This window comes from Shewanella maritima, assembly GCF_043643735.1.
In the GTDB taxonomy this organism is placed as follows: Bacteria; Pseudomonadota; Gammaproteobacteria; order Enterobacterales; family Shewanellaceae; genus Shewanella; species Shewanella maritima_A.
Map to the genome: position 1 here is coordinate 25575 of NZ_JBHZSM010000023.1, position 18592 is coordinate 44166.

Below are 18592 nucleotides of genomic sequence, written 5' to 3' on the forward strand. Positions count from 1 at the left end.
AGCTTCTTAAAAGATCCGCTGTAAATATCGTGCAGCCCCTTAATATAACTTATCGGTGCTGCATTATTGTTTGTTAAATCGACTTTCTACTAAATCAACTATCCGCTAAAGCTGCAACTTCTGTTCGGTGTCCTAATCTATTGAGAACGTAAGTCACTGACTTAACTTACTGTTGATTCAATTTCAGTTTTAAACAGACTAAAACCACGTGCTTGATAATTTTTCAATGCACTAGGGTGATCTAACGAGCAAGTATGCACCCACACTCTGCGTGTGCCGGGGAGTGACCAAGCTGATTCAATTGCCTGTGATAGAAGGTAACCGCCCATCCCTTTACCAATAAATCGCGTACCCAAGCCAAAATACATTATCTCGACATTACCCTCTTCTTGCTGCTGCAATTCGTAATATCCAGCGGGAGAGCCTTGATAGCTTGCAACAAATAAATGTAGGTTGCCGGCTTCACTGTATTGCTGCCATTGTTGTTCTGTCCAGTTGAGCTTATCTGTCCATTGCCATGCCGCACCGACAAACTGATATAAAAATCGATTATATTCAAATTGTTTAAACAACACTTTATTGACCGTTAAACCATTTGAGTTTGTTTTCGGTTTCAAAGCATCTGGAGTTAGCATTTCTAAGTGGAATATTGTTGTCTCAGTCATGATCTCTTTTTAATTGATTTTTGATGGTGACAGATTAACAAAAATCACCCCGAAAGGTGATGTTTGTTTTGGTCTCTAAAGCCTTTATTTTCAAGCCTTCAAATCTTAAAAAATGAGAAAGCTAAAGACGTCATTTAGTATTTAATGAGTTATTCATATGCGCTGTCATGGACGTTCTTAACGGCTCGCCCTGAAGGGTCATTGATGCCTTGTAAACTTGCATCCCACAATAAAGCTTCAGGTGTTGAGCAAGCAACCGTTTTACCACCTGGTACTGTTTCAGCAGCGCTTTCCAGTGGGAAAAACTCGTCAAAGAAGGCGCGATAAAAATAGGCTTCTTTTGATTCAGGGGTGTTGTATGGAAAGCGGAACTTAGCATTTGCTAATTGCAAATCATCAACTTGTTCCGCGGCATGATCCTTCAAGCCATCAATCCATGAGTAACCCACACCATCGCTGAACTGCTCTTTTTGCCTCCAAGCCACTTCCGCTGGTAATTTATGCTCAAATGCTTGGCGCAGAATGTGTTTCTCAATACGGCCATCTTTACTCATTTTTGCCTCTGGATTGATGCGCATGGCTACATCCATAAACTCTTTATCTAAGAATGGTACACGGGCTTCCAGCCCCCAAGCTGCCATGGCTTTGTTAGCACGTAAGCAATCAAACAGATGCAGTTTGTCGAGTTTTCTAACCAACTCCTCATGGAAAGCTTGTGCTGTCGGGGCCTTATGGAAATATAAATAGCCACCAAACAACTCATCAGCACCTTCGCCAGATAGCACCATTTTGATACCCATAGCCTTAATTTTACGTGCCATTAAATACATAGGCGTTGCCGCACGAATGGTCGTGACATCATAGGTTTCTAGGTGGTAAATCACTTCTTTAATAGCATCTAAACCTTCTTGGAAAGTAAAGGTGATTTCATGGTGAATCGTGCCTATATCATCAGCGACCTTTTTAGCTGCTTTTAAGTCAGGCGACTCTTTCAATCCGACAGCGAATGAGTGAAGCTGTGGCCACCATGCTTCTGTTTGACCATCATTTTCAATACGGTGTTTGGCATAAGTTTGGGTTATGGCTGAAACTACCGAAGAGTCGAGCCCGCCTGATAGTAATACCCCGTAAGGTACATCTGACATAAGCTGTCTTTTAACTGCTGCTTCCAACGCATCTCTTAATTCATCAACACTGGCTGGGTTATCTTTAACGCTTTCATAGTCTTGCCAGTCGCGTTGGTAATAAAGTACTGGCTCTTTATCAGCTGAACTAAGGTAGTGTCCTGGTTGAAACTCTGACACGGTTTTGCACACTGGCATTAATGCTTTCATTTCTGAAGCAACATACAAGTTACCTTCAGCATCATATCCGGTGTACATAGGGATAATCCCCATATGATCACGGCCAATTAGAAAGGTTTTGCTGGCTTTGTCGTAGAGAACAAAAGCAAAGATTCCGTTAATTTTATCAAGGAAGTCAAGACCATACTCTTGGTATAGAGACAGAATAACTTCACAATCAGAGTTTGTTTGATATTGGTACTTTTCGCCTAGTTCAGCTTTTAGTTGCTTATGGTTGTAAATCTCGCCATTAACGGCCAACACTACATTGCCATCTTGGCTGATCAATGGTTGAGCACCGTGGTCAACGTCGACAATCGCTAAACGTTCATGGGCAAGAATGGCATGGTCGTCAGTGTAGATACCAGACCAATCTGGGCCGCGATGTCTGAGCAGTTTAGACATTTCAAGGGCAACAGGCCTTAACTGGCTTGCATCCGACTGAATATCAAGAATGGCGAAAATAGAACACATAATGTAACTCCAAAGCAATAAAATCTAATGATTGCACTGTGACAGTATTCGCTTTTTATAGCAAATTTGATTTTATTGAAATCTTAGTTTTTTAGGGGTTTTGGTTGTGTATTTTACAGGTTTTTGGGGTTTAAAATTATTGTTTATTTAATATTTTGGTGTTTTTGATAGTGATTATTCAATTGCGCTGGCTTTAGGCTGGATTAGTTTAACGGATCTTGAGTGTCAGCGGTTAAAGTGATTCTTTCAATTAAATTTGTGAATATAAGGGGGTTAACTCGAGGTAATAAAAAAGCCGCAAATGCGGCTTTAGTTGTTTAAAGGCGAGTAACCTATAGTGGATTACCACTTTTTCTTTGGCTGGAATAACATATCGAGATCATCACCATCTTTGCTGTTTGAGATTGGTTGATGAGGGCTAGATAGTTTTTGTGCGCCCATGATTTCATCCAAAAGTTGTTTTGCTTCTTCAACTTTTTTGGCAATAAATGGATCATTAGGTGTTTGCGCCTTAATGGTATGCAGCGTGTTGAGTGCTTTGGTGACCATTTGTTTACTGGAACCATATTGTTTCATAAAGCAAGCTGCACGAGCACGACTGATCATTGATTCGACATTGATACGTAGCTGTAGGCTGTCGATGCGCATTTCTTCTTCAGCAAAGACCGTCGGGTCAACTTTACCTTTGTTATGTTCCGCTCTCAAAATTGCTTTCATTTTTTTAAGCGTTCTAACCAACTCCAAAATTTGCTTATCATTGTCAGGTAGACGAAAGTTTTCAATGGATGGCGGCGTAGGTGGGTTTAGTTTTAGAGACTCTACCTGACCGTTTATGTCTATCAGGCGCTTTTCGTATTCATTACGAGACTGACCGGAAGCAAAAGCGATGGACTGTGCGAGTGCGTCTTGGATACGCTTATATAGCACTAACATGATATTGCCTGAGCAAGGCACCATACCTGTGTTAGAAAGCACATTTTCTGTTTCATCAATAATGGCGCGGTGACGGGAGATCTCAAGGCGTCGTTCTGCTTCAGCTCGCTCTTTTTGCTGTTGAATAATGCTATAGCCAATAATGAGCAAGAGGAGTGCGCCTATCAGCACCAGGATCATAATCAATGACATAGGTTTTCCATTTTGTTATTCATTGCTTAATCGGCAACGTTATTGATTGAACAAGTTAACTGATTAAGTGTGTTATTTTTATCACGATTAATTATATCTTAACTTAACTTATATCAACTGTCCTTGAAATATCAGCCAATTATGACTTTTTTGCTAGCCTTGCAAAAGTTTTAACTTAATTCTGTATATAACACTGTCTTGTTTCGAACTTCTACTATTTGTTATTACAATTTGCATTAAAATATAGGGTATACTATAACAAATAATTATACTTAATTTGTTTTTATGCGCAGTGAAAACGTGTGAAACGCGTTTTGGTCGTGGTACCGAGGTCCATATGAAATTACAACAACTGAGATACATTGCTGAAGTCGTAAAGCATAATTTAAATGTGTCAGCCACTGCTGAGAGCTTATATACTTCTCAACCGGGGATCAGTAAGCAAGTACGTATGCTAGAAGATGAACTTGGTATTCAAATCTTTGGTAGAAGTGGTAAACATTTGACGCACGTGACACCAGCTGGTCAACAGGTCATTGATATTGCCAATGATATTTTAGGCAAAGTAGAAAGCATTAAGAAGGTTTCTGAAGAGTATACACAGCCCGACAAAGGCGAACTTAATATTGCCACAACAGATACTCAAGCTCGCTACGCTTTACCTCCGATTATTAAAGATTTTATTAAACGCTACCCTAAAGTAAACCTTCATATGCATCAGGGCACGCCATCGCAAATTAGTGAACAAGCTGCTCGTGGTGATGCAGACTTTGCCATCGCGACTGAAGCCATGCATTTATATAGTGATTTGATCATGTTGCCTTGTTATCACTGGAACCGTTCAGTTGTGGTGACTAAAGGTCATCCGCTTGCCTCTGTAGGAAAGTTATCGATTGAAGATTTAGCGCACTTCCCATTAGTGACCTATGTATTTGGTTTTGATAAAGCATCTGAAATTGAAAAGTCTTTTAACCGCGCTAATTTAGACCCGCGTGTCGTGTTTAGTGCAACGAGTGCAGATGTACTGAAGACATATGTTCGTTTAGGTTTAGGCGTTGGTGTTATCGCGACAATGGCTGTCGACCCAGAGATTGATAGTGATTTAGTGGTGTTAGATGCCAGTCACTTGTTTGGTCATAGCACTACAAAAATCGGATTTAGACGTGGCAGCTTCTTGCGCAGTTATATGTATGATTTCATGTATCATTTTGCGCCACATTTGACCCGTGAAGTGGTTGAAAAAGCAGTTGCTCTGCGTGATCAACAATTGATTGATGAGATGTTTGATAATATCACTTTGCCAGTGCGCTAAACTGGCTGTTCTCATCATAAAAAAATCTCGCCTAGGCGAGATTTTTTTTGGAAGCGGTAAGCCAAGATGAAAGGCTAATCTGGCGCATAACCAGAAGGACCAATTTCACTGTTATCTAAGTAAGCTTTACCTTGTTTCATAGATAATCGACCTTGGCCAAACCATTTCACTACCAGTGGGTATATGGCATGCTCTTGCTCGTGAACCCGCTCTGCAAGCACCTCTGCAGTATCATCAGCATAAAGTGGCACTTTTGCCTGTAAAATCACAGGACCAGAGTCCAGTTCCGGCGTTACAAAGTGAACACTAGCGCCATGCTCTGCATCATTAGCCTCAATAGCACGCTGGTGAGTGTGCAAGCCTGGATACTTAGGCAATAGTGATGGGTGAATGTTGATCATCTTACCAAGATAATGATTGACAAACTCGTCACTCAACACGCGCATAAATCCAGCAAGTACCACCAAATCAGGTTGATATTTGTCTAATGCAGCTTTTAGCCTTGCATCATATTCAGTGCGTGACTCCTGTTGATATGGGATCACGCAACTGGTATCGATCTCGCTATGGTGCGCTCTGATCAATCCATATGCATCAGGTTTATTACTGATAACACCAACCACTTCTGTGGTTAACGTGTCATCACATCCATCGATAATGGCTTGTAAATTCGTGCCATTACCGGAAATTAGCACAACAACGCGACATCTTTGAGACATCTTAGATGATCTCCACTTGCTCTTCGTCACCATTGCGCTCAGCGATCTCACCGATTAACCAAGCGTTTTCGCCTTCAGCTTTTAGCAGCTCAAGTGCCGATTCAACTTGGTCTGCAGGAAGAGCAACAATCATACCGACACCACAGTTGAATGTGCGGTACATTTCAAATTGTTCAATGTTACCGTTTTCCATTAACCAGTCGAATACGACTGGCCACTGCCATGAATCACCTTTAACGACAGCTTTGCTAGTGTCAGGTAATACACGTGGGATATTTTCCCAGAAGCCACCACCAGTAATGTGCGCCATGGCATGCACATCTGCTTGTTCAAGCAATTTCAATAGTGGCTTAACGTAAATTTTAGTCGGCTCAAGAAGGTGGTTAATCAGTGGCTTACCAGCTAAATCTTGTTGAGGATCTGCTTTACTTACTTCTAATACTTTACGGATTAGTGAGTAACCATTTGAATGAGGGCCACTTGAACCTAAAGCAATTAAGGCATCACCAGACTTTACTTTAGTGCCATCAATGATGTCAGCCTTCTCAGCAACACCAACACAGAAGCCGGCTAAGTCGTAGTCTTCGCCTTCATACATGCCAGGCATTTCAGCAGTTTCACCACCGATTAATGCACAACCAGATTGATGACAACCATCAGCAATACCGTTCACTACCGATGTAGCCGTTTCAACATCCAGCTTGCCAGTGGCGTAGTAGTCAAGGAAGAATAATGGTTCTGCACCCGCAACGATAAGATCGTTAACGCACATAGCAACCAAATCAACACCAACAGTGTCATGCTTTTGGTAATCAATCGCTAAACGTAGCTTGGTACCAACACCATCAGTACCTGAAACCAGAACAGGTTGCTTGTATTTAGTAGGTAATTCGCAAAGCGCACCAAAGCCACCTAGGTTGCCCATGACTTCTGGACGGTGGGTACGTTTTACCGCAGATTTAATGTTGTCGACTAACTTGTTACCAGCATCAATATCAACACCAGCATCTTTGTAACTTAGTGGGGTAGGGGTGCTCACGGAGGATCCTCTCGGGTACATCGTTATATGGGATTTTATGCGGCGATATTCTATCAGTTTGTCCCTTAGCTCGAAAGCAAGAATTGAGCTTATCCGGTGAATAAAACGAATATTCTGCTGATTTATATTGCTTTAGTTCACGATTTACTTTTTTTATGAAACTTTATGTTTTATATAAGGGATAAATCTTCTAACATTTGTAGTTGAATAGCAAAAATCTCGTCATGTTAAGGAGAAAAGGATGAAAGTCGTTGAGGTAAAACACCCGTTAGTTCGTCATAAAGTCGGGTTAATGCGAGAAGCCGATATTAGTACTAAACGTTTTCGTGAGTTAGCCACAGAAGTAGGCAGTTTATTAACCTATGAAGCAACGGCAGACTTTGAAACCGAGACTGTGACGATAAATGGCTGGAACGGCCCGGTTGATGTAGAACAAATTAAAGGTAAGAAGGTCACCGTTGTTCCTATTTTACGAGCTGGTTTAGGTATGATGGATGGTGTGCTAGAGCACATGCCTAGTGCGAAGATTTCAGTTGTGGGTATTTACCGTGATGAAGAAACGCTAGAGCCCGTACCTTATTTCGATAAGTTGGTTAGCAATGTTGATGAGCGTGTGGCATTGATCGTTGACCCTATGCTGGCTACGGGTGGTTCAATGATTGCGACTATCGATTTATTGAAGAAGCGTGGCTGTGTCTCAATCAGAGCTCTTGTGTTAGTAGCAGCACCTGAAGGCATTAAAGCATTAGAAGAAGCACACCCGGATATCGAACTGTATACCGCATCAATTGATGATTGTTTAAATGAACAAGGTTATATTTTACCTGGTTTAGGTGATGCAGGTGATAAGATTTTCGGCACTAAATAAATAGCAATATAAGCGTATAGAATACCGAGTGAAGAGCTTATTTAGCTAACCGCTAATAAATCAATAAAAATGAGGAGCAAATGCTCCTCTTTTTTATGTCTGCTCTCAACTGTGCTAACTAGAGCACCATTGCAGCAATCCAACCAAATGCTAATAGTGGCAAGTTGAAGTGGATAAAGGTTGGAATAACACTGTCACGAATATGGTCATGCTGGCCATCAACGTTCAGACCAGCAGTTGGACCAAGTGTTGAGTCTGACGCTGGAGAACCTGCATCTCCAAGGGCTGCTGCTGTGCCAACTAAAGCAATGGTAGCGGGTATTGAGAAACCAAAGCTTAATGCCAGTGGGACATAAATGGTGGCAATGATTGGAATTGTTGAGAAAGACGAGCCAATGCCCATGGTGATCAATAGCCCAACAACGAGCATTAATATTGCTGCTAATGGTTTGTTATCACCAATGAACTCCCCTAAAGAACTCACGAGTGTGGTGACTTCGCCGGTAGACTTCACTACCTCAGCAAAGCCAGCTGCGGCAATCATAATAAATCCAATGTTGGCCATCATAATGACGCCTTGATTGAATAAGTCTTGTCCTGATGCGTTTTTCAATATGCCTGAGAAGCTGAAAATCATAAAGCCAGTTAGCGCACCAAAGATCATTGAACCGGTTTGCAGCTGAATCACCAGTGTCGCAACAATCGCAGCTAGAGACACGACAATGCTCTTCTTATTTACAGTGACTTGTTGCTCGGTTTCAGCTTGCTCTTCAACAGCTTTATATTCCCGCGGCTTACGATAAGTAAATAGAAATGCCACGAGTAGACCAAAAATCATTCCAAGTGCAGGCAATAACATGGCTTTAGGTATTTGGCTGCTAATTGCATCTAAGCCGTTACTATTAAGATTTGCTAATAAGATATCGTTAAGGAATATCCCGCCAAAACCAACAGGCAAGATCATGTATGTGGTCACAAGGCCAAAAGTTAGTAAACATGCGACTAACCGACGGTCAATTTGCAGTTTAGAAATCACATGTAATAGTGGCGGAATGAGAATTGGAATGAATGCAATATGAATTGGCAGTAGATTTTGAGAGGAAATGGCCATAGCAAGAATAGCTGATAGTAGCGACCATCTTACAATTTTAGTATTGGTACTATCAGGGCTTTTTCCCACTTTCTTGATGATTGAGTGCGAAATCAAAGTAGCTAAGCCTGAATGCGACAAGGCGGCAGCAAAAGCCCCTAAAAGTGCATAACTTAGCGCAATTTGCGCTCCACCACCTAAACCTTCATTGAAGGCTGAAATGGTTTGATTAATATCAAGGCCACCAACTAAACCTGCCACTACTGCGCTAATCGTCAACGCAATAACAACATTGACTCTCGCGAAGCTTAAAATCAGCATTAAGCTAACTGCAATCACAACTGCATTCATAATAATTATATTTCTAGTTTTACGTTTAAAGCCGTTATTTATGACTGTGTTTCGTCTGTTTGTCTAGCTTTAGTAGTATTTTTCACTACTGAGACAACAGATGTTGATAAAAATATTGAGAGTTTGAGCTATCCTTGGGGGAAATGTAATGTATTCATAGTTTAATTGTGGCGTGAACTTAGCAATATACTCACAGTCGCCTGAGTTATTTTTCACCATTTAATAAAAATTCATTTGAAATGTCTTACAGCTGACAAAAATAAGATGTATTGTATGTCACAGTTTTATACCCAATTGGGTATTAGCCCAGGTTAATTTAGCCATTAATGGAGATAAAAATGAGCGTATTAGTAGGTCGTCCAGCCCCAGATTTCACAGCTGCAGCAGTATTAGGCAATGGTGAGATTGTTGATAGCTTTAACTTAGCAACTGCAATTAAAGGTAAGCCAGCGGTAATTTTCTTCTACCCACTAGACTTTACTTTCGTATGTCCATCAGAGCTAATCGCTTTTGATCACCGTATGGAAGAGTTCACTAAGCGTGGTGTTGAAGTCATTGGTGTATCTATTGACTCTCAGTTCTCTCACAATGCATGGCGTAACACCCCAGTTGACCAAGGTGGTATTGGCCAAGTGAAATACACTTTGGTTGCTGACGTTAAGCACGAAATTTGTAAAGCCTACGACGTTGAGCATCCAGAAGCTGGTGTTGCATTCCGTGGTTCTTTCTTAATCGACAAAGAAGGTCAAGTACGTCACCAAGTTATCAACGATTTACCACTAGGTCGTAACGTTGATGAAATGATCCGCATGGTTGATGCGCTTCAGTTCCACGAAGAGCACGGTGAAGTTTGTCCAGCTGGTTGGTCTAAAGGTGATGAAGGCATGGATGCAAGCCCAGAAGGCGTAGCTTCTTACCTGAAAGATAACTCTGAAAAGCTTTAATTAAGCCTAGAGTGAATTAACAATAAAAAAGCTGCCTAATGGCAGCTTTTTTATTGTGCAAATTGGTCGATGAATTTAACTTAGCAGCATTAATCGTGGTTGAGTTTTTGTGGCTAGATCCACCATTGTATTTACTCTGCTTTGGTCTCATTGTTGGAAGCTGATTCTTCAGACTCCTCAACATTTTCAGTCTCAAGTGGCCACCCACCCAACGCCTTCCACTTATTGACAATATGACAAAATAGCTCTGCTGTGCGCTCAGTATCATATAGCGCTGAGTGCGCTTCACTATTATCGAAATCAATCCCAGCCATGCGGCAGGCTTTTGCAAGTACAGTTTGGCCAATGGCTAAACCCGCTAATGTGGCGGTATCAAAGCTAGCAAAAGGGTGAAACGGCGAGCGTTTTAAATTATTACGTTCGATAGCTTGGTTTACAAAGCCAACATCAAAAGCAGCGTTATGAGCGACGATGATACAGCGATGGCAATCAGCAGCTTTCTGTGCTTTCTTCACCTCTTTGAAGATTTCAAGAAAGGCTTGTTTCTCTTCTACTGCACCGCGAAGTGGGTTAGTTGGGTCAATGCCATTAAATGCTAAAGCATCAGGTTCAAGGTTTGCGCCTTCAAAAGGTTCAATATGATAATGCAGCGTTCTATCTAGTTCGATGACACCTTCATCATTCATTTTCAGCATGGTCACAGCTATTTCTAACAGGGCATCTGTTTTCGCGTTAAAACCTGCAGTTTCAACATCAATAACCACTGGAAAGTAGCCACGAAAGCGATTCTTGAACTTATTATTGTCGCAAATTTCGGTCATGCAATTGCATCCTATTTCAGCATTACCTAGCCGCTTAGGTAACTAAGCTGGCTATTATGCGCAATCTGACTTGAGCTGTCATGTGGCTTTGTTGGTTTTATCAGCATCCACACTAAAATAGTCTAAAGGAATTAAGGCAAACGCCGATATCTATATTGAATGTCAGTTAGAGGACGAGATCATGTGGCGACAGGTGTTATTAGTAACTGGGTTAATGATGTGCATGCCAGCACAGGCTGAGCTGCGCCATTATGTTGCTTCACTTGACAATTCAACATGGTCTGTAGCGAAAGATTCACCTGTAGAGTGTCGACTTGAGCATAACATTCCTAGCTATGGAACCGCAGTATTTAAAAGCCGTTCTGGCAAAGAACTCAATATGCAATTCACATTAGATATGTGGATGAAACCAGGGCGAACGACTGAGGCTAAACTGATCAGCCGTGCGCCACAATGGCGACCAGGCGTGAATTCCCGTACGATTACGGATCTCACCTATCATAGATACTTTAATGGTGAAGTCCCTAAGCAAGCGGCTTGGACAATGCTAAACGAATTAAGCCGTGGTATGGAGCCAACTTTTTATTATGCTGACTGGTATGATCCTTCTCTGGAAATTGCAGTGGGTATTTCATCTGCTAACTTTCAATCTACTTATGGCAAGTTCCGTGCGTGTCTAGCCAATCTATTACCCTACGGATTTGATGAAATTGCCTTTACAGTACTGAACTATCAAGAAGGTGGCACTAAGCTAACGCGTTTCTCACAACAACAGCTAAATCGTGTACAAGAATATTTAAGTCATGACCCTGATGTTGAGTTGGTTCTAGTGGATGCCTATACAGATAGTTACGGTGGTAAAACAGTTAACCAACGAGTATCTGAACAACGAGCGCAATCAGTGAAAGATATTCTTGTTGCGAGCGGTATTGACCAGCAACGCATTCAAACTTCAGGTCATGGTAAACGTCGTCATGTAACAGGTAATGCCCTAGTTGATGAGCGTCAAATTAATCGCCGCGTTGTCATTAGAATTACCAAAGATATCTAATCGAAACCGTTCTCAATAGTCGACTTTAATCATACCGAAGCCTGATGCTTCGGTTTTTTATTCGACAATTTATTTCCCTCTTTTAAGCTGTCACAGATTAGGCTGATCCCCATATGTGCCGATTGTGCAATGTATAGAAAATCGCACATAGAATGTAGAAGGCAGCTTAAACGTTAATAGTTAGCGTTAATGTGTCTTGGATTAGCCGGCCGCTCTATACACTCTAGAGACTCAATGGCTTATAAAATGATAAAAAAAAAGCCTGCTAAATTAGCAGGCTAAAATAATTTGCAATCAACAAATTGAAGGAAGGAAGTCAAGCATAAGAACCAAAGTTAAATTGATGTTGCTTGAACACCAATTAAAGATTCTAGCACTCAGAAACCCGAATCATTTGGCTTCTGAGGACGGGAAGAATAATAGAAGTTTTACTCTACTAAATCAAACTAGAAAAATTTTACTTTTGCATTAGATAATCTAATCTATAGCTCTAACTGTTGATAAGCTTGCATGACTCTATGCGGGGCTTGAAGCTTAAATCTTGGGTTTAATCAGGTTTTGTGAATAGTTATTCGGATAAATGATTCTAGGCTAAGTTTTATCTTGCTCAATTTGTTAACAATTGTGGCAGTTAGCGGCAGAAGCAATAGAAATAAACTAAGGAAGTGGTGTTTTTTAGATAAGAAAACTTGTCATACCCAATTTATAGCAGTCAATATTTATCACTCTCAGCTAGCGGCGGTAAGTTAGTTGAGTATGTTGGAGTCGATTTAGCCAAATATGAAAGGGGTTCTATGCTAGCTTTTGTTAATGATGTTGGAACACTTCTCATTAGCCATTGTCAAAAAGTCCATTATATAGATTAATAATCATTCATATATAAGTCGTGTGCGTTGTGAATGTTGTATTTTAGCGGCTTAAAGTTGCATTTACAGCTTAACCATGTTCACAAGTTCAGAGTGACTCGGTATAGTAAGCCAAAAATTGATAAATAATAATGTTGACCCTAATGACCTTTGATTGGCCCATTTCTATTTACTACGAAGACACTGATGCCGGTGGTGTCGTTTATCATTCAAATTATCTTAACTTTTTTGAACGTGCCCGTACTGAATGGCTTAAATCTTTGTCAATCAACCAAACGGCATTACTCAAACAAGACATCGCATTTGTAGTGAAACATGCTGATATTGATTTTCGTATGGCTGCTCGTTTCGAACAATCTCTCATTGTTACCTCATCTTTATTATCGCTAAAGAAAGCGTCGTTAATCTTTAAGCAACAACTTATTGATGATAACGGCACGCTTTATTGTGAAGCCACTATTACTGTTGCGTGTATTTCACTTTCAAAAATGCGCCCAAGAGCCTTACCTTCTACCTTAGTTCAGGAGTTTACGCGTGCAAGCTGATATCTCATTCATCGGTCTTTTCCTTGAAGCCAGTATTCTAGTAAAGCTAGTGATGCTTACGCTTTTAGGCCTATCTATCGTTTCATGGGCAGTGATCCTGCAACGCAGAAAGTTACTCAACCATGCTAGAGTGCGCTCTGCAAAATTTGAAGATACATTTTGGTCTGGTGTTGACTTGAATCGCTTATTCAAAGAGCTCAATGCCAGAGGGGATGCAACAACGGGCCTTGAAGCGATGTTTGTAGCCGGTTTTAAAGAGTACTCTCGTTTAAGTAAGGTCAACAGCCAAGCGCCAGAAGCTGTGATGGATGGCACCTCTAGAGCTATGCGTGTTAGCTTGTCACGGGAAATGGAGCAGCTAGAACATAATATTCCATTGCTGGCCACTATTGGTTCAACTAGCCCGTATATTGGTCTGTTCGGTACAGTATGGGGCATCATGAATTCATTCATCGCATTAGGTGCGGTTGAAAATGCGACGCTTGCGATGGTTGCACCTGGTATTGCTGAAGCATTGATTGCAACCGCTATGGGCTTATTTGCTGCTATTCCAGCCGTGATTGCTTATAACCGCTTTTCGACACAGGTTGATAAACTTGAAGGAGCTTATGCTAACTTCATGGAAGAGTTTTCTAACATTCTTCAACGTCAGGCCTATGCTGGGAGGGAAGCGAGTTAATGTATCAACGTAAACGTCGTCGCCCTATGGCTGAGATAAACGTTGTACCTTATATCGACGTCATGTTGGTGTTGCTCATCATTTTTATGGTAACAGCACCCATCGTTTCTCAAGGGGTTAAAGTCGATTTGCCACAAGGTGAAGCCGAGCCGTTACCAGCGGAAAGCAAGCCTCCTATTGTTGCGTCAATTGATGCTATGGGTGATTACTTTTTAAATGTCGGTACAGGGTCTAACTCTCAGCCTATGGCATTAGAGCAAGTGGGTATCGAAGTGGGTGCGCTTATTCAGTTAGAGCCAGATAGACCGGTTGTTGTAAAAGCGGATAGAGCGATTCCTTATGAGCTTGTGATTCAGTTAATGGTGACATTGCAAGGTTCCGGCGTTCCAGCCGTTGGCTTAATGACAGACTCTCCGGAGGATAAATAGTTGGCGAAGTCTGATTTTACATGGCCACTAGGCATATCTGCTGGTATTCACATTGGTGCGATAGTCGTGCTCGCCGCTAGCGTTAGTTTTGATGACAAGCCAAAAGTTGTGTCACAGGCTAGTGCGCCAGCGGTGCAGGCAGTGGTCATTGACCAAAAGCAAGTTAATGAACGCGTTGAGCGCATTAAGCAACAACGTGAAGATGAAGCCAGAAAAGAAAAAGCCAGACAAGATGAGCTTGAGCGACAGGCGCAAGAAGCGAGAAAAGCACGCGAACGTGAGCAACAACGACTTAAACAGCTCGAAACAGAACGTAAGCAAAAAGAGTTAGAAACCAAGCGTGCCAATGATGCTGCTCAAGCTGCAAAATTAAAGCAGCAACAGGAAAAAGAAGCGGCAGCAAAAGCTGAAGCTGTGCGCAAACAAAAAGAGCAAGAGCGTAAAGTAGCTGAAGAAGCAGCGAGAAAAGCTGAAGAAAAACGCAAACAAGAAGAAGCGGCGGCCAAGCGTGCTGAAGAAGAGCGTAAACGTAAAGCGGAAGAAGAGCGACAACGTAAGGCTGCTGCAGAAGCTAAGGCACAGCAAGAGCGTGAAATGGCTGAGGCATTAGCTGCTGAGCAAGCTGCATTATCAAAAGCGCGTAACCAACAAGTGTTGACAGAGACCCAACGCTATCAGGCAATGATTCGTTCAACTATTCAAAGACACTTAGTGGTAAATGAGTCGATGCGAGGAAAAAGTTGTCGGGTGTTTATTCGTTTAGCCAGAGATGGCTTTGTTACAGCGAGTCAAACCCTTGATGGCGATCAAGTGGTGTGCCGCGCTGCAAAAGCTGCAATTAATCAGGCTGGGCGTTTACCTGTGTCGCAAGAAGCTGACGTTTATGAAAAGCTTAAAGAAATTAATTTAACCGTGTCTCCAGAGTTCAACTAGGGCAGATTCATTTACAAGGAGTCCCATGAAAAAACTGGCTATAGGCTTTGTATTGGCATTAACCGTCATTACATTACCCGTGCGAGCAGCACTTGATATTATTATTACCGAAGGTGTTGATGCGGCAAGACCCATTGCTGTGGTGCCGTTTGTTTGGCAAGGTGAAGGCCCTGCGCCTGAAGCAATCTCCGATGTGGTGATGTCTGATTTAGCTCGAAGCGGTGCTTTTACGCCGTTAGATGTACGAGAGCTAGGACAAAACAACATTGATTCAGTCAGCAAGTTTGACATTAACAGCTGGCAAAACATTACCGCAGATGCGTTGGTAGTTGGGTCAATTAAGCCTTACGGCAACGACCAATACTTAGTGTCGTTTGAGTTAATTGATATTGTTAAAGCTCAGCTTGAAGCAAACAAAGGTCCTGTAAGCGCTGATAGTTTTCTTCTGGAAAACCGTGAAACAGTAATCAGTGCTAATCAATTTCGCCAATATGGTCATAGGATCAGTGATATTGTCTATGAGAAATTGACCGGTGTTAGAGGGGCGTTTTTAACTCGTATCGCCTATGTGGTAGTGAAGCAAGGTGAAGCGTCGCCGTATCATCTCATGATTGCAGATTACGATGGCTATAATGAGCAAATGTTATTACGTTCGCCTGAACCACTTATGTCTCCATCATGGTCACCAGATGGACGTCGCTTAGCTTATGTCAGTTTTGAAAACCGTAAAGCTGAGATTTTTGTTCAAGATATTTATACTCAACAACGCAAGAAAGTTAGCAGCTTTAACGGTATTAACGGGGCGCCATCATTCTCGCCTGACGGTAAAAAACTTGCGGTCACCTTATCTAAGGATGGCCAGCCAGAAATTTATATTATTGACATTGAGAGTGGGGCAAGTCGCCGTGTAACGAATCACTACGCGATTGACACTGAAGCATCTTGGTTTCCGGATGGGAAAGCGCTGCTATTCACTTCAGAGCGTGGCGGACGCCCACAAATTTATAAGGTTGATTTACAAACCAACAAAATTTCTCGTCTCACTTTTGAGGGAGAATGGAACTTAGGTGGTTCGATTACACCTGATGGCCGCAGTATGATTTTTGTTAATCGTACCAATGGCCGATTTAATATTGCTCGAATGGATTTGGAAACGCGTTTCATGCAAGTTCTTTCGTCAACACAGTTAGATGAGTCACCGAGTGTGGCTCCTAATGGCACTATGGTTATTTATGGCACGACTCATAATGGCCAACAGGTGCTAGCAGCAGTTTCAACGGATGGAAGATTCAAGGCTAGATTGCCAGCGGGTCAAGGTGCAGTTAAGTCTCCGGCTTGGTCTCCATTTTTATAATTATTACATTAAGGATTTATCATGGATTTGAATAAATTATTCAAAGCGATGTTAGTTGCGGTTCCAATGTTTGCATTAACTGCTTGTGGCTCTACATCACAATCAGAAACAGACTCGTCTAGTTCTACATCTTCTGGGTCAACGTCTGGACAAAGCGGTGAATATGCCAATGGTGGTGTACAAACAGGTGGTGCTGAGCCAGTATTGACTCCTCAAGAACAACAACGCTTAAAAGAACAAGAACTGCGTCGTGAGAACATTATTTATTTCGACTTTGACCGCAGTGAAGTGCAAACAGCAAATGCTGAGATTTTACGTGCACACGGAAACTATTTAGTTGAAAATCCTAATGTACGTGTGTTGATTGAAGGTCATGCTGATGAGCGCGGTACACCAGAGTACAACATTGCACTAGGCGAGCGTCGTGCTAAAGCCATTGCTAAGTACTTGCAAAGCATGGGTGTTATGCCAAGCCAAATGAGTGTAGTGAGTTACGGTGAAGAAAAGCCATTAGATTTTTCACGTACTGAAACTGGTTTTGCTAAAAACCGTCGTGGTGTATTAGTTTACTAATCAATCACAGTTATTTTCCGTGATGATGGGAAAAGTCAGGAGTAGAAGATGAGAAATACGGTTTTAGTGACCGCAATGCTGATGACAATCGGAACAGCTGTTGCTGCTCCTGCGCCGGTGCAAGAAATCGCTGGTGGTTCGAACAGCGATCGCATTGCTAGGCTTGAACGCATACTTCAAGCCAAGCAGCAAAGTGAATTTGATATGCAGCGTCGTTTAGACCAGTTGCAAAGTGAAGTGCTTGAACTGCGTGGTTTATCGGAGCAGCAGCAATATCAAATTGAGCAAATGTTACAAAGACAGCGCCAGCTGTTTGAAGATATTGCTAACCTCAGCTCTCAAGGTGCTACTCCTGCTGTGTTACCCGCCAGCACTGGTAATACTGCTACATCGCCAGTCACTTCGACACTGGGTGAAACTGCTAGCTATGAAGCAGCGGTCAACTTAGTACTTAAAGAACGTAAGTACGAAGAGGCCATTCCAGCGTTTAGCAATTTTATCAAGCAATACCCTCAGTCAAGCTATGCTGCTAATGCTAACTATTGGTTAGCACAGTTATTGTATAACCGTGGAACATTGGATGAAGCCAAAACTGCATTCATTGTGGTGGTTGAACAATACCCTGACTCAAGCAAACGAGCGGATAGTATTGTGAAGCTTGGCATGATAGCCGAAAAACAAAACGATCAGGCTGGCGCAAAAGCACTCTATAATAAGGTGATGAAAGAATACCCTGACAGTGCTTCTGCTCGTCTGGCTAAACAACAATTAGCTTCACTATAAGTTGTTGGAAAGTCAATAAACGGCCTATTAGGCCGTTTTTCATGCAAACGGCAAAAAATTAGAAAATTGCACTTGCAAGCGAAAATGAAAACGGTATTATAAGCGCCCTCAGCACGGCACGCTGCTGAGTGTTATTTATATAACATGTTGGGTCATTAGTTCAGTAGGTCTTTAGAGACAGGCAGTTGACTTTTGCTCCAGTCATCATTTATATGATGCAAAACAAGATGGGTCGTTAGCTCAGTTGGTAGAGCAGTTGGCTTTTAACCAATTGGTCGAAGGTTCGAATCCTTCACGACCCACCACTTTTCTGAAAGTGAGATTGCCTGTTAGGCTTTAATTCAGAATGCAAAACAAGATGGGTCGTTAGCTCAGTTGGTAGAGCAGTTGGCTTTTAACCAATTGGTCGAAGGTTCGAATCCTTCACGACCCACCACTTTTCTGAAAGTGAGATTGCCTGTTAGGCTTTAATTCAGAATGCAAATCTAGATGGGTCGTTAGCTCAGTTGGTCTTTATAGACAGACAGTTGGCTTTTGTTCCAGTTATCATTCACATGATACAAAACCTAGATGGGTCGTTAGCTCAGTTGGTAGAGCAGTTGGCTTTTAACCAATTGGTCGAAGGTTCG

At 41.9% G+C, this 18592-nt stretch carries 18 protein-coding genes and 2 tRNA genes; 13 read left to right on the plus strand and 7 right to left on the minus strand.

Annotated features, from left to right (window positions below; genetic code table 11):
* Window positions 1-161: 161 nt before the first annotated feature.
* From ACHUGF_RS17515 to ACHUGF_RS17525, 3 genes are all read right to left on the minus strand, one after another.
* On the minus strand, window positions 162-665 hold the full coding sequence (locus tag ACHUGF_RS17515; RefSeq protein ID WP_394133172.1) for a GNAT family N-acetyltransferase: 504 nt from the start codon (window positions 663-665) through the stop codon (window positions 162-164).
* A gap of 149 nt (window positions 666-814) precedes the next feature.
* Window positions 815-2482 carry an asparagine synthase B gene (asnB, locus tag ACHUGF_RS17520; RefSeq protein ID WP_394133173.1) on the minus strand — a complete coding sequence of 556 codons (1668 nt, stop codon included), beginning with the start codon at window positions 2480-2482 and terminating at the stop codon, window positions 815-817.
* 342 nt (window positions 2483-2824) lie between these two features.
* Window positions 2825-3607 (minus strand): hypothetical protein, encoded by a 783-nt coding sequence (locus ACHUGF_RS17525; RefSeq protein ID WP_394133174.1) that lies wholly within the window; start codon window positions 3605-3607, stop codon window positions 2825-2827.
* 337 nt (window positions 3608-3944) lie between these two features.
* Between ACHUGF_RS17525 and cysB the strand changes: the two genes are divergently transcribed.
* Window positions 3945-4919 carry an HTH-type transcriptional regulator CysB gene (gene cysB / locus ACHUGF_RS17530; protein ID WP_394133176.1) on the plus strand — a complete coding sequence of 325 codons (975 nt, stop codon included), beginning with the start codon at window positions 3945-3947 and terminating at the stop codon, window positions 4917-4919.
* Between the two features lie 74 nt (window positions 4920-4993).
* Here the strand turns inward: cysB and purN are convergent, their stop codons facing one another.
* Together purN and purM are read right to left on the minus strand one after the other, a co-directional pair.
* Window positions 4994-5638 (minus strand): phosphoribosylglycinamide formyltransferase, encoded by a 645-nt coding sequence (gene purN / locus ACHUGF_RS17535; RefSeq protein WP_394133177.1) that lies wholly within the window; start codon window positions 5636-5638, stop codon window positions 4994-4996.
* 1 nt (window position 5639) lies between these two features.
* A complete protein-coding gene (gene purM, locus ACHUGF_RS17540; protein WP_394133179.1) occupies window positions 5640-6677 on the minus strand; it encodes a phosphoribosylformylglycinamidine cyclo-ligase in 1038 nt (345 codons plus the stop codon).
* A 241-nt stretch (window positions 6678-6918) separates the two neighbouring features.
* Here purM and upp point away from each other — a divergent pair, with 241 nt between their 5' ends.
* Window positions 6919-7545 carry a uracil phosphoribosyltransferase gene (upp, locus tag ACHUGF_RS17545; RefSeq protein WP_394133180.1) on the plus strand — a complete coding sequence of 209 codons (627 nt, stop codon included), beginning with the start codon at window positions 6919-6921 and terminating at the stop codon, window positions 7543-7545.
* Window positions 7546-7663: 118 nt separating this feature from the next.
* Here upp and ACHUGF_RS17550 read toward each other — a convergent pair whose 3' ends face one another.
* Window positions 7664-8986 carry a Na+/H+ antiporter family protein gene (locus ACHUGF_RS17550; protein WP_394133182.1) on the minus strand — a complete coding sequence of 441 codons (1323 nt, stop codon included), beginning with the start codon at window positions 8984-8986 and terminating at the stop codon, window positions 7664-7666.
* A gap of 338 nt (window positions 8987-9324) precedes the next feature.
* Here ACHUGF_RS17550 and ACHUGF_RS17555 point away from each other — a divergent pair, with 338 nt between their 5' ends.
* On the plus strand, window positions 9325-9930 hold the full coding sequence (locus ACHUGF_RS17555; RefSeq protein WP_394133183.1) for a peroxiredoxin: 606 nt from the start codon (window positions 9325-9327) through the stop codon (window positions 9928-9930).
* 131 nt (window positions 9931-10061) lie between these two features.
* On the opposite strand, the gene rnt is transcribed toward ACHUGF_RS17555, so the two are convergent.
* Entirely contained in the window at window positions 10062-10751 is a 690-nt protein-coding gene (gene rnt / locus ACHUGF_RS17560) for a ribonuclease T (protein ID WP_394133184.1), read from the minus strand.
* A 181-nt stretch (window positions 10752-10932) separates the two neighbouring features.
* Between rnt and ACHUGF_RS17565 the strand changes: the two genes are divergently transcribed.
* From ACHUGF_RS17565 to ACHUGF_RS17610, 10 genes are all read left to right on the plus strand, one after another.
* Window positions 10933-11802, plus strand: a complete 870-nt coding sequence (locus ACHUGF_RS17565; RefSeq protein ID WP_394133185.1) for a flagellar protein MotY — start codon at window positions 10933-10935, stop codon at window positions 11800-11802.
* A gap of 1009 nt (window positions 11803-12811) precedes the next feature.
* Complete coding sequence (ybgC, locus tag ACHUGF_RS17570; protein ID WP_394133187.1) at window positions 12812-13213, plus strand: tol-pal system-associated acyl-CoA thioesterase; 402 nt, start codon at window positions 12812-12814, stop codon at window positions 13211-13213.
* Window positions 13203-13892, plus strand: coding sequence for a protein TolQ (gene tolQ / locus ACHUGF_RS17575; RefSeq protein ID WP_394133188.1), 690 nt, complete (start codon window positions 13203-13205; stop codon window positions 13890-13892). Before ybgC ends, tolQ begins: the two co-directional genes overlap by 11 nt.
* A complete protein-coding gene (gene tolR / locus ACHUGF_RS17580; RefSeq protein WP_394133190.1) occupies window positions 13892-14320 on the plus strand; it encodes a protein TolR in 429 nt (142 codons plus the stop codon). The genes tolQ and tolR overlap by 1 nt, the downstream gene beginning before the upstream one ends.
* A complete protein-coding gene (gene tolA / locus ACHUGF_RS17585) occupies window positions 14321-15253 on the plus strand; it encodes a cell envelope integrity protein TolA (RefSeq protein WP_394133192.1) in 933 nt (310 codons plus the stop codon).
* A gap of 25 nt (window positions 15254-15278) precedes the next feature.
* Complete coding sequence (gene tolB, locus ACHUGF_RS17590) at window positions 15279-16607, plus strand: Tol-Pal system beta propeller repeat protein TolB (protein ID WP_394133193.1); 1329 nt, start codon at window positions 15279-15281, stop codon at window positions 16605-16607.
* 21 nt (window positions 16608-16628) lie between these two features.
* The gene (pal, locus tag ACHUGF_RS17595) at window positions 16629-17180 is read left to right on the plus strand and encodes a peptidoglycan-associated lipoprotein Pal (protein WP_394133194.1); all 552 of its coding nucleotides are present in this window, start codon (window positions 16629-16631) and stop codon (window positions 17178-17180) included.
* Window positions 17181-17228: 48 nt separating this feature from the next.
* Window positions 17229-17963 carry a tol-pal system protein YbgF gene (gene ybgF / locus ACHUGF_RS17600; RefSeq protein ID WP_394133195.1) on the plus strand — a complete coding sequence of 245 codons (735 nt, stop codon included), beginning with the start codon at window positions 17229-17231 and terminating at the stop codon, window positions 17961-17963.
* Window positions 17964-18192: 229 nt separating this feature from the next.
* Window positions 18193-18268: transfer RNA gene (locus tag ACHUGF_RS17605), tRNA-Lys, on the plus strand.
* A 55-nt stretch (window positions 18269-18323) separates the two neighbouring features.
* Window positions 18324-18399, plus strand: a tRNA-Lys gene (locus ACHUGF_RS17610).
* Window positions 18400-18592: the final 193 nt, after the last annotated feature.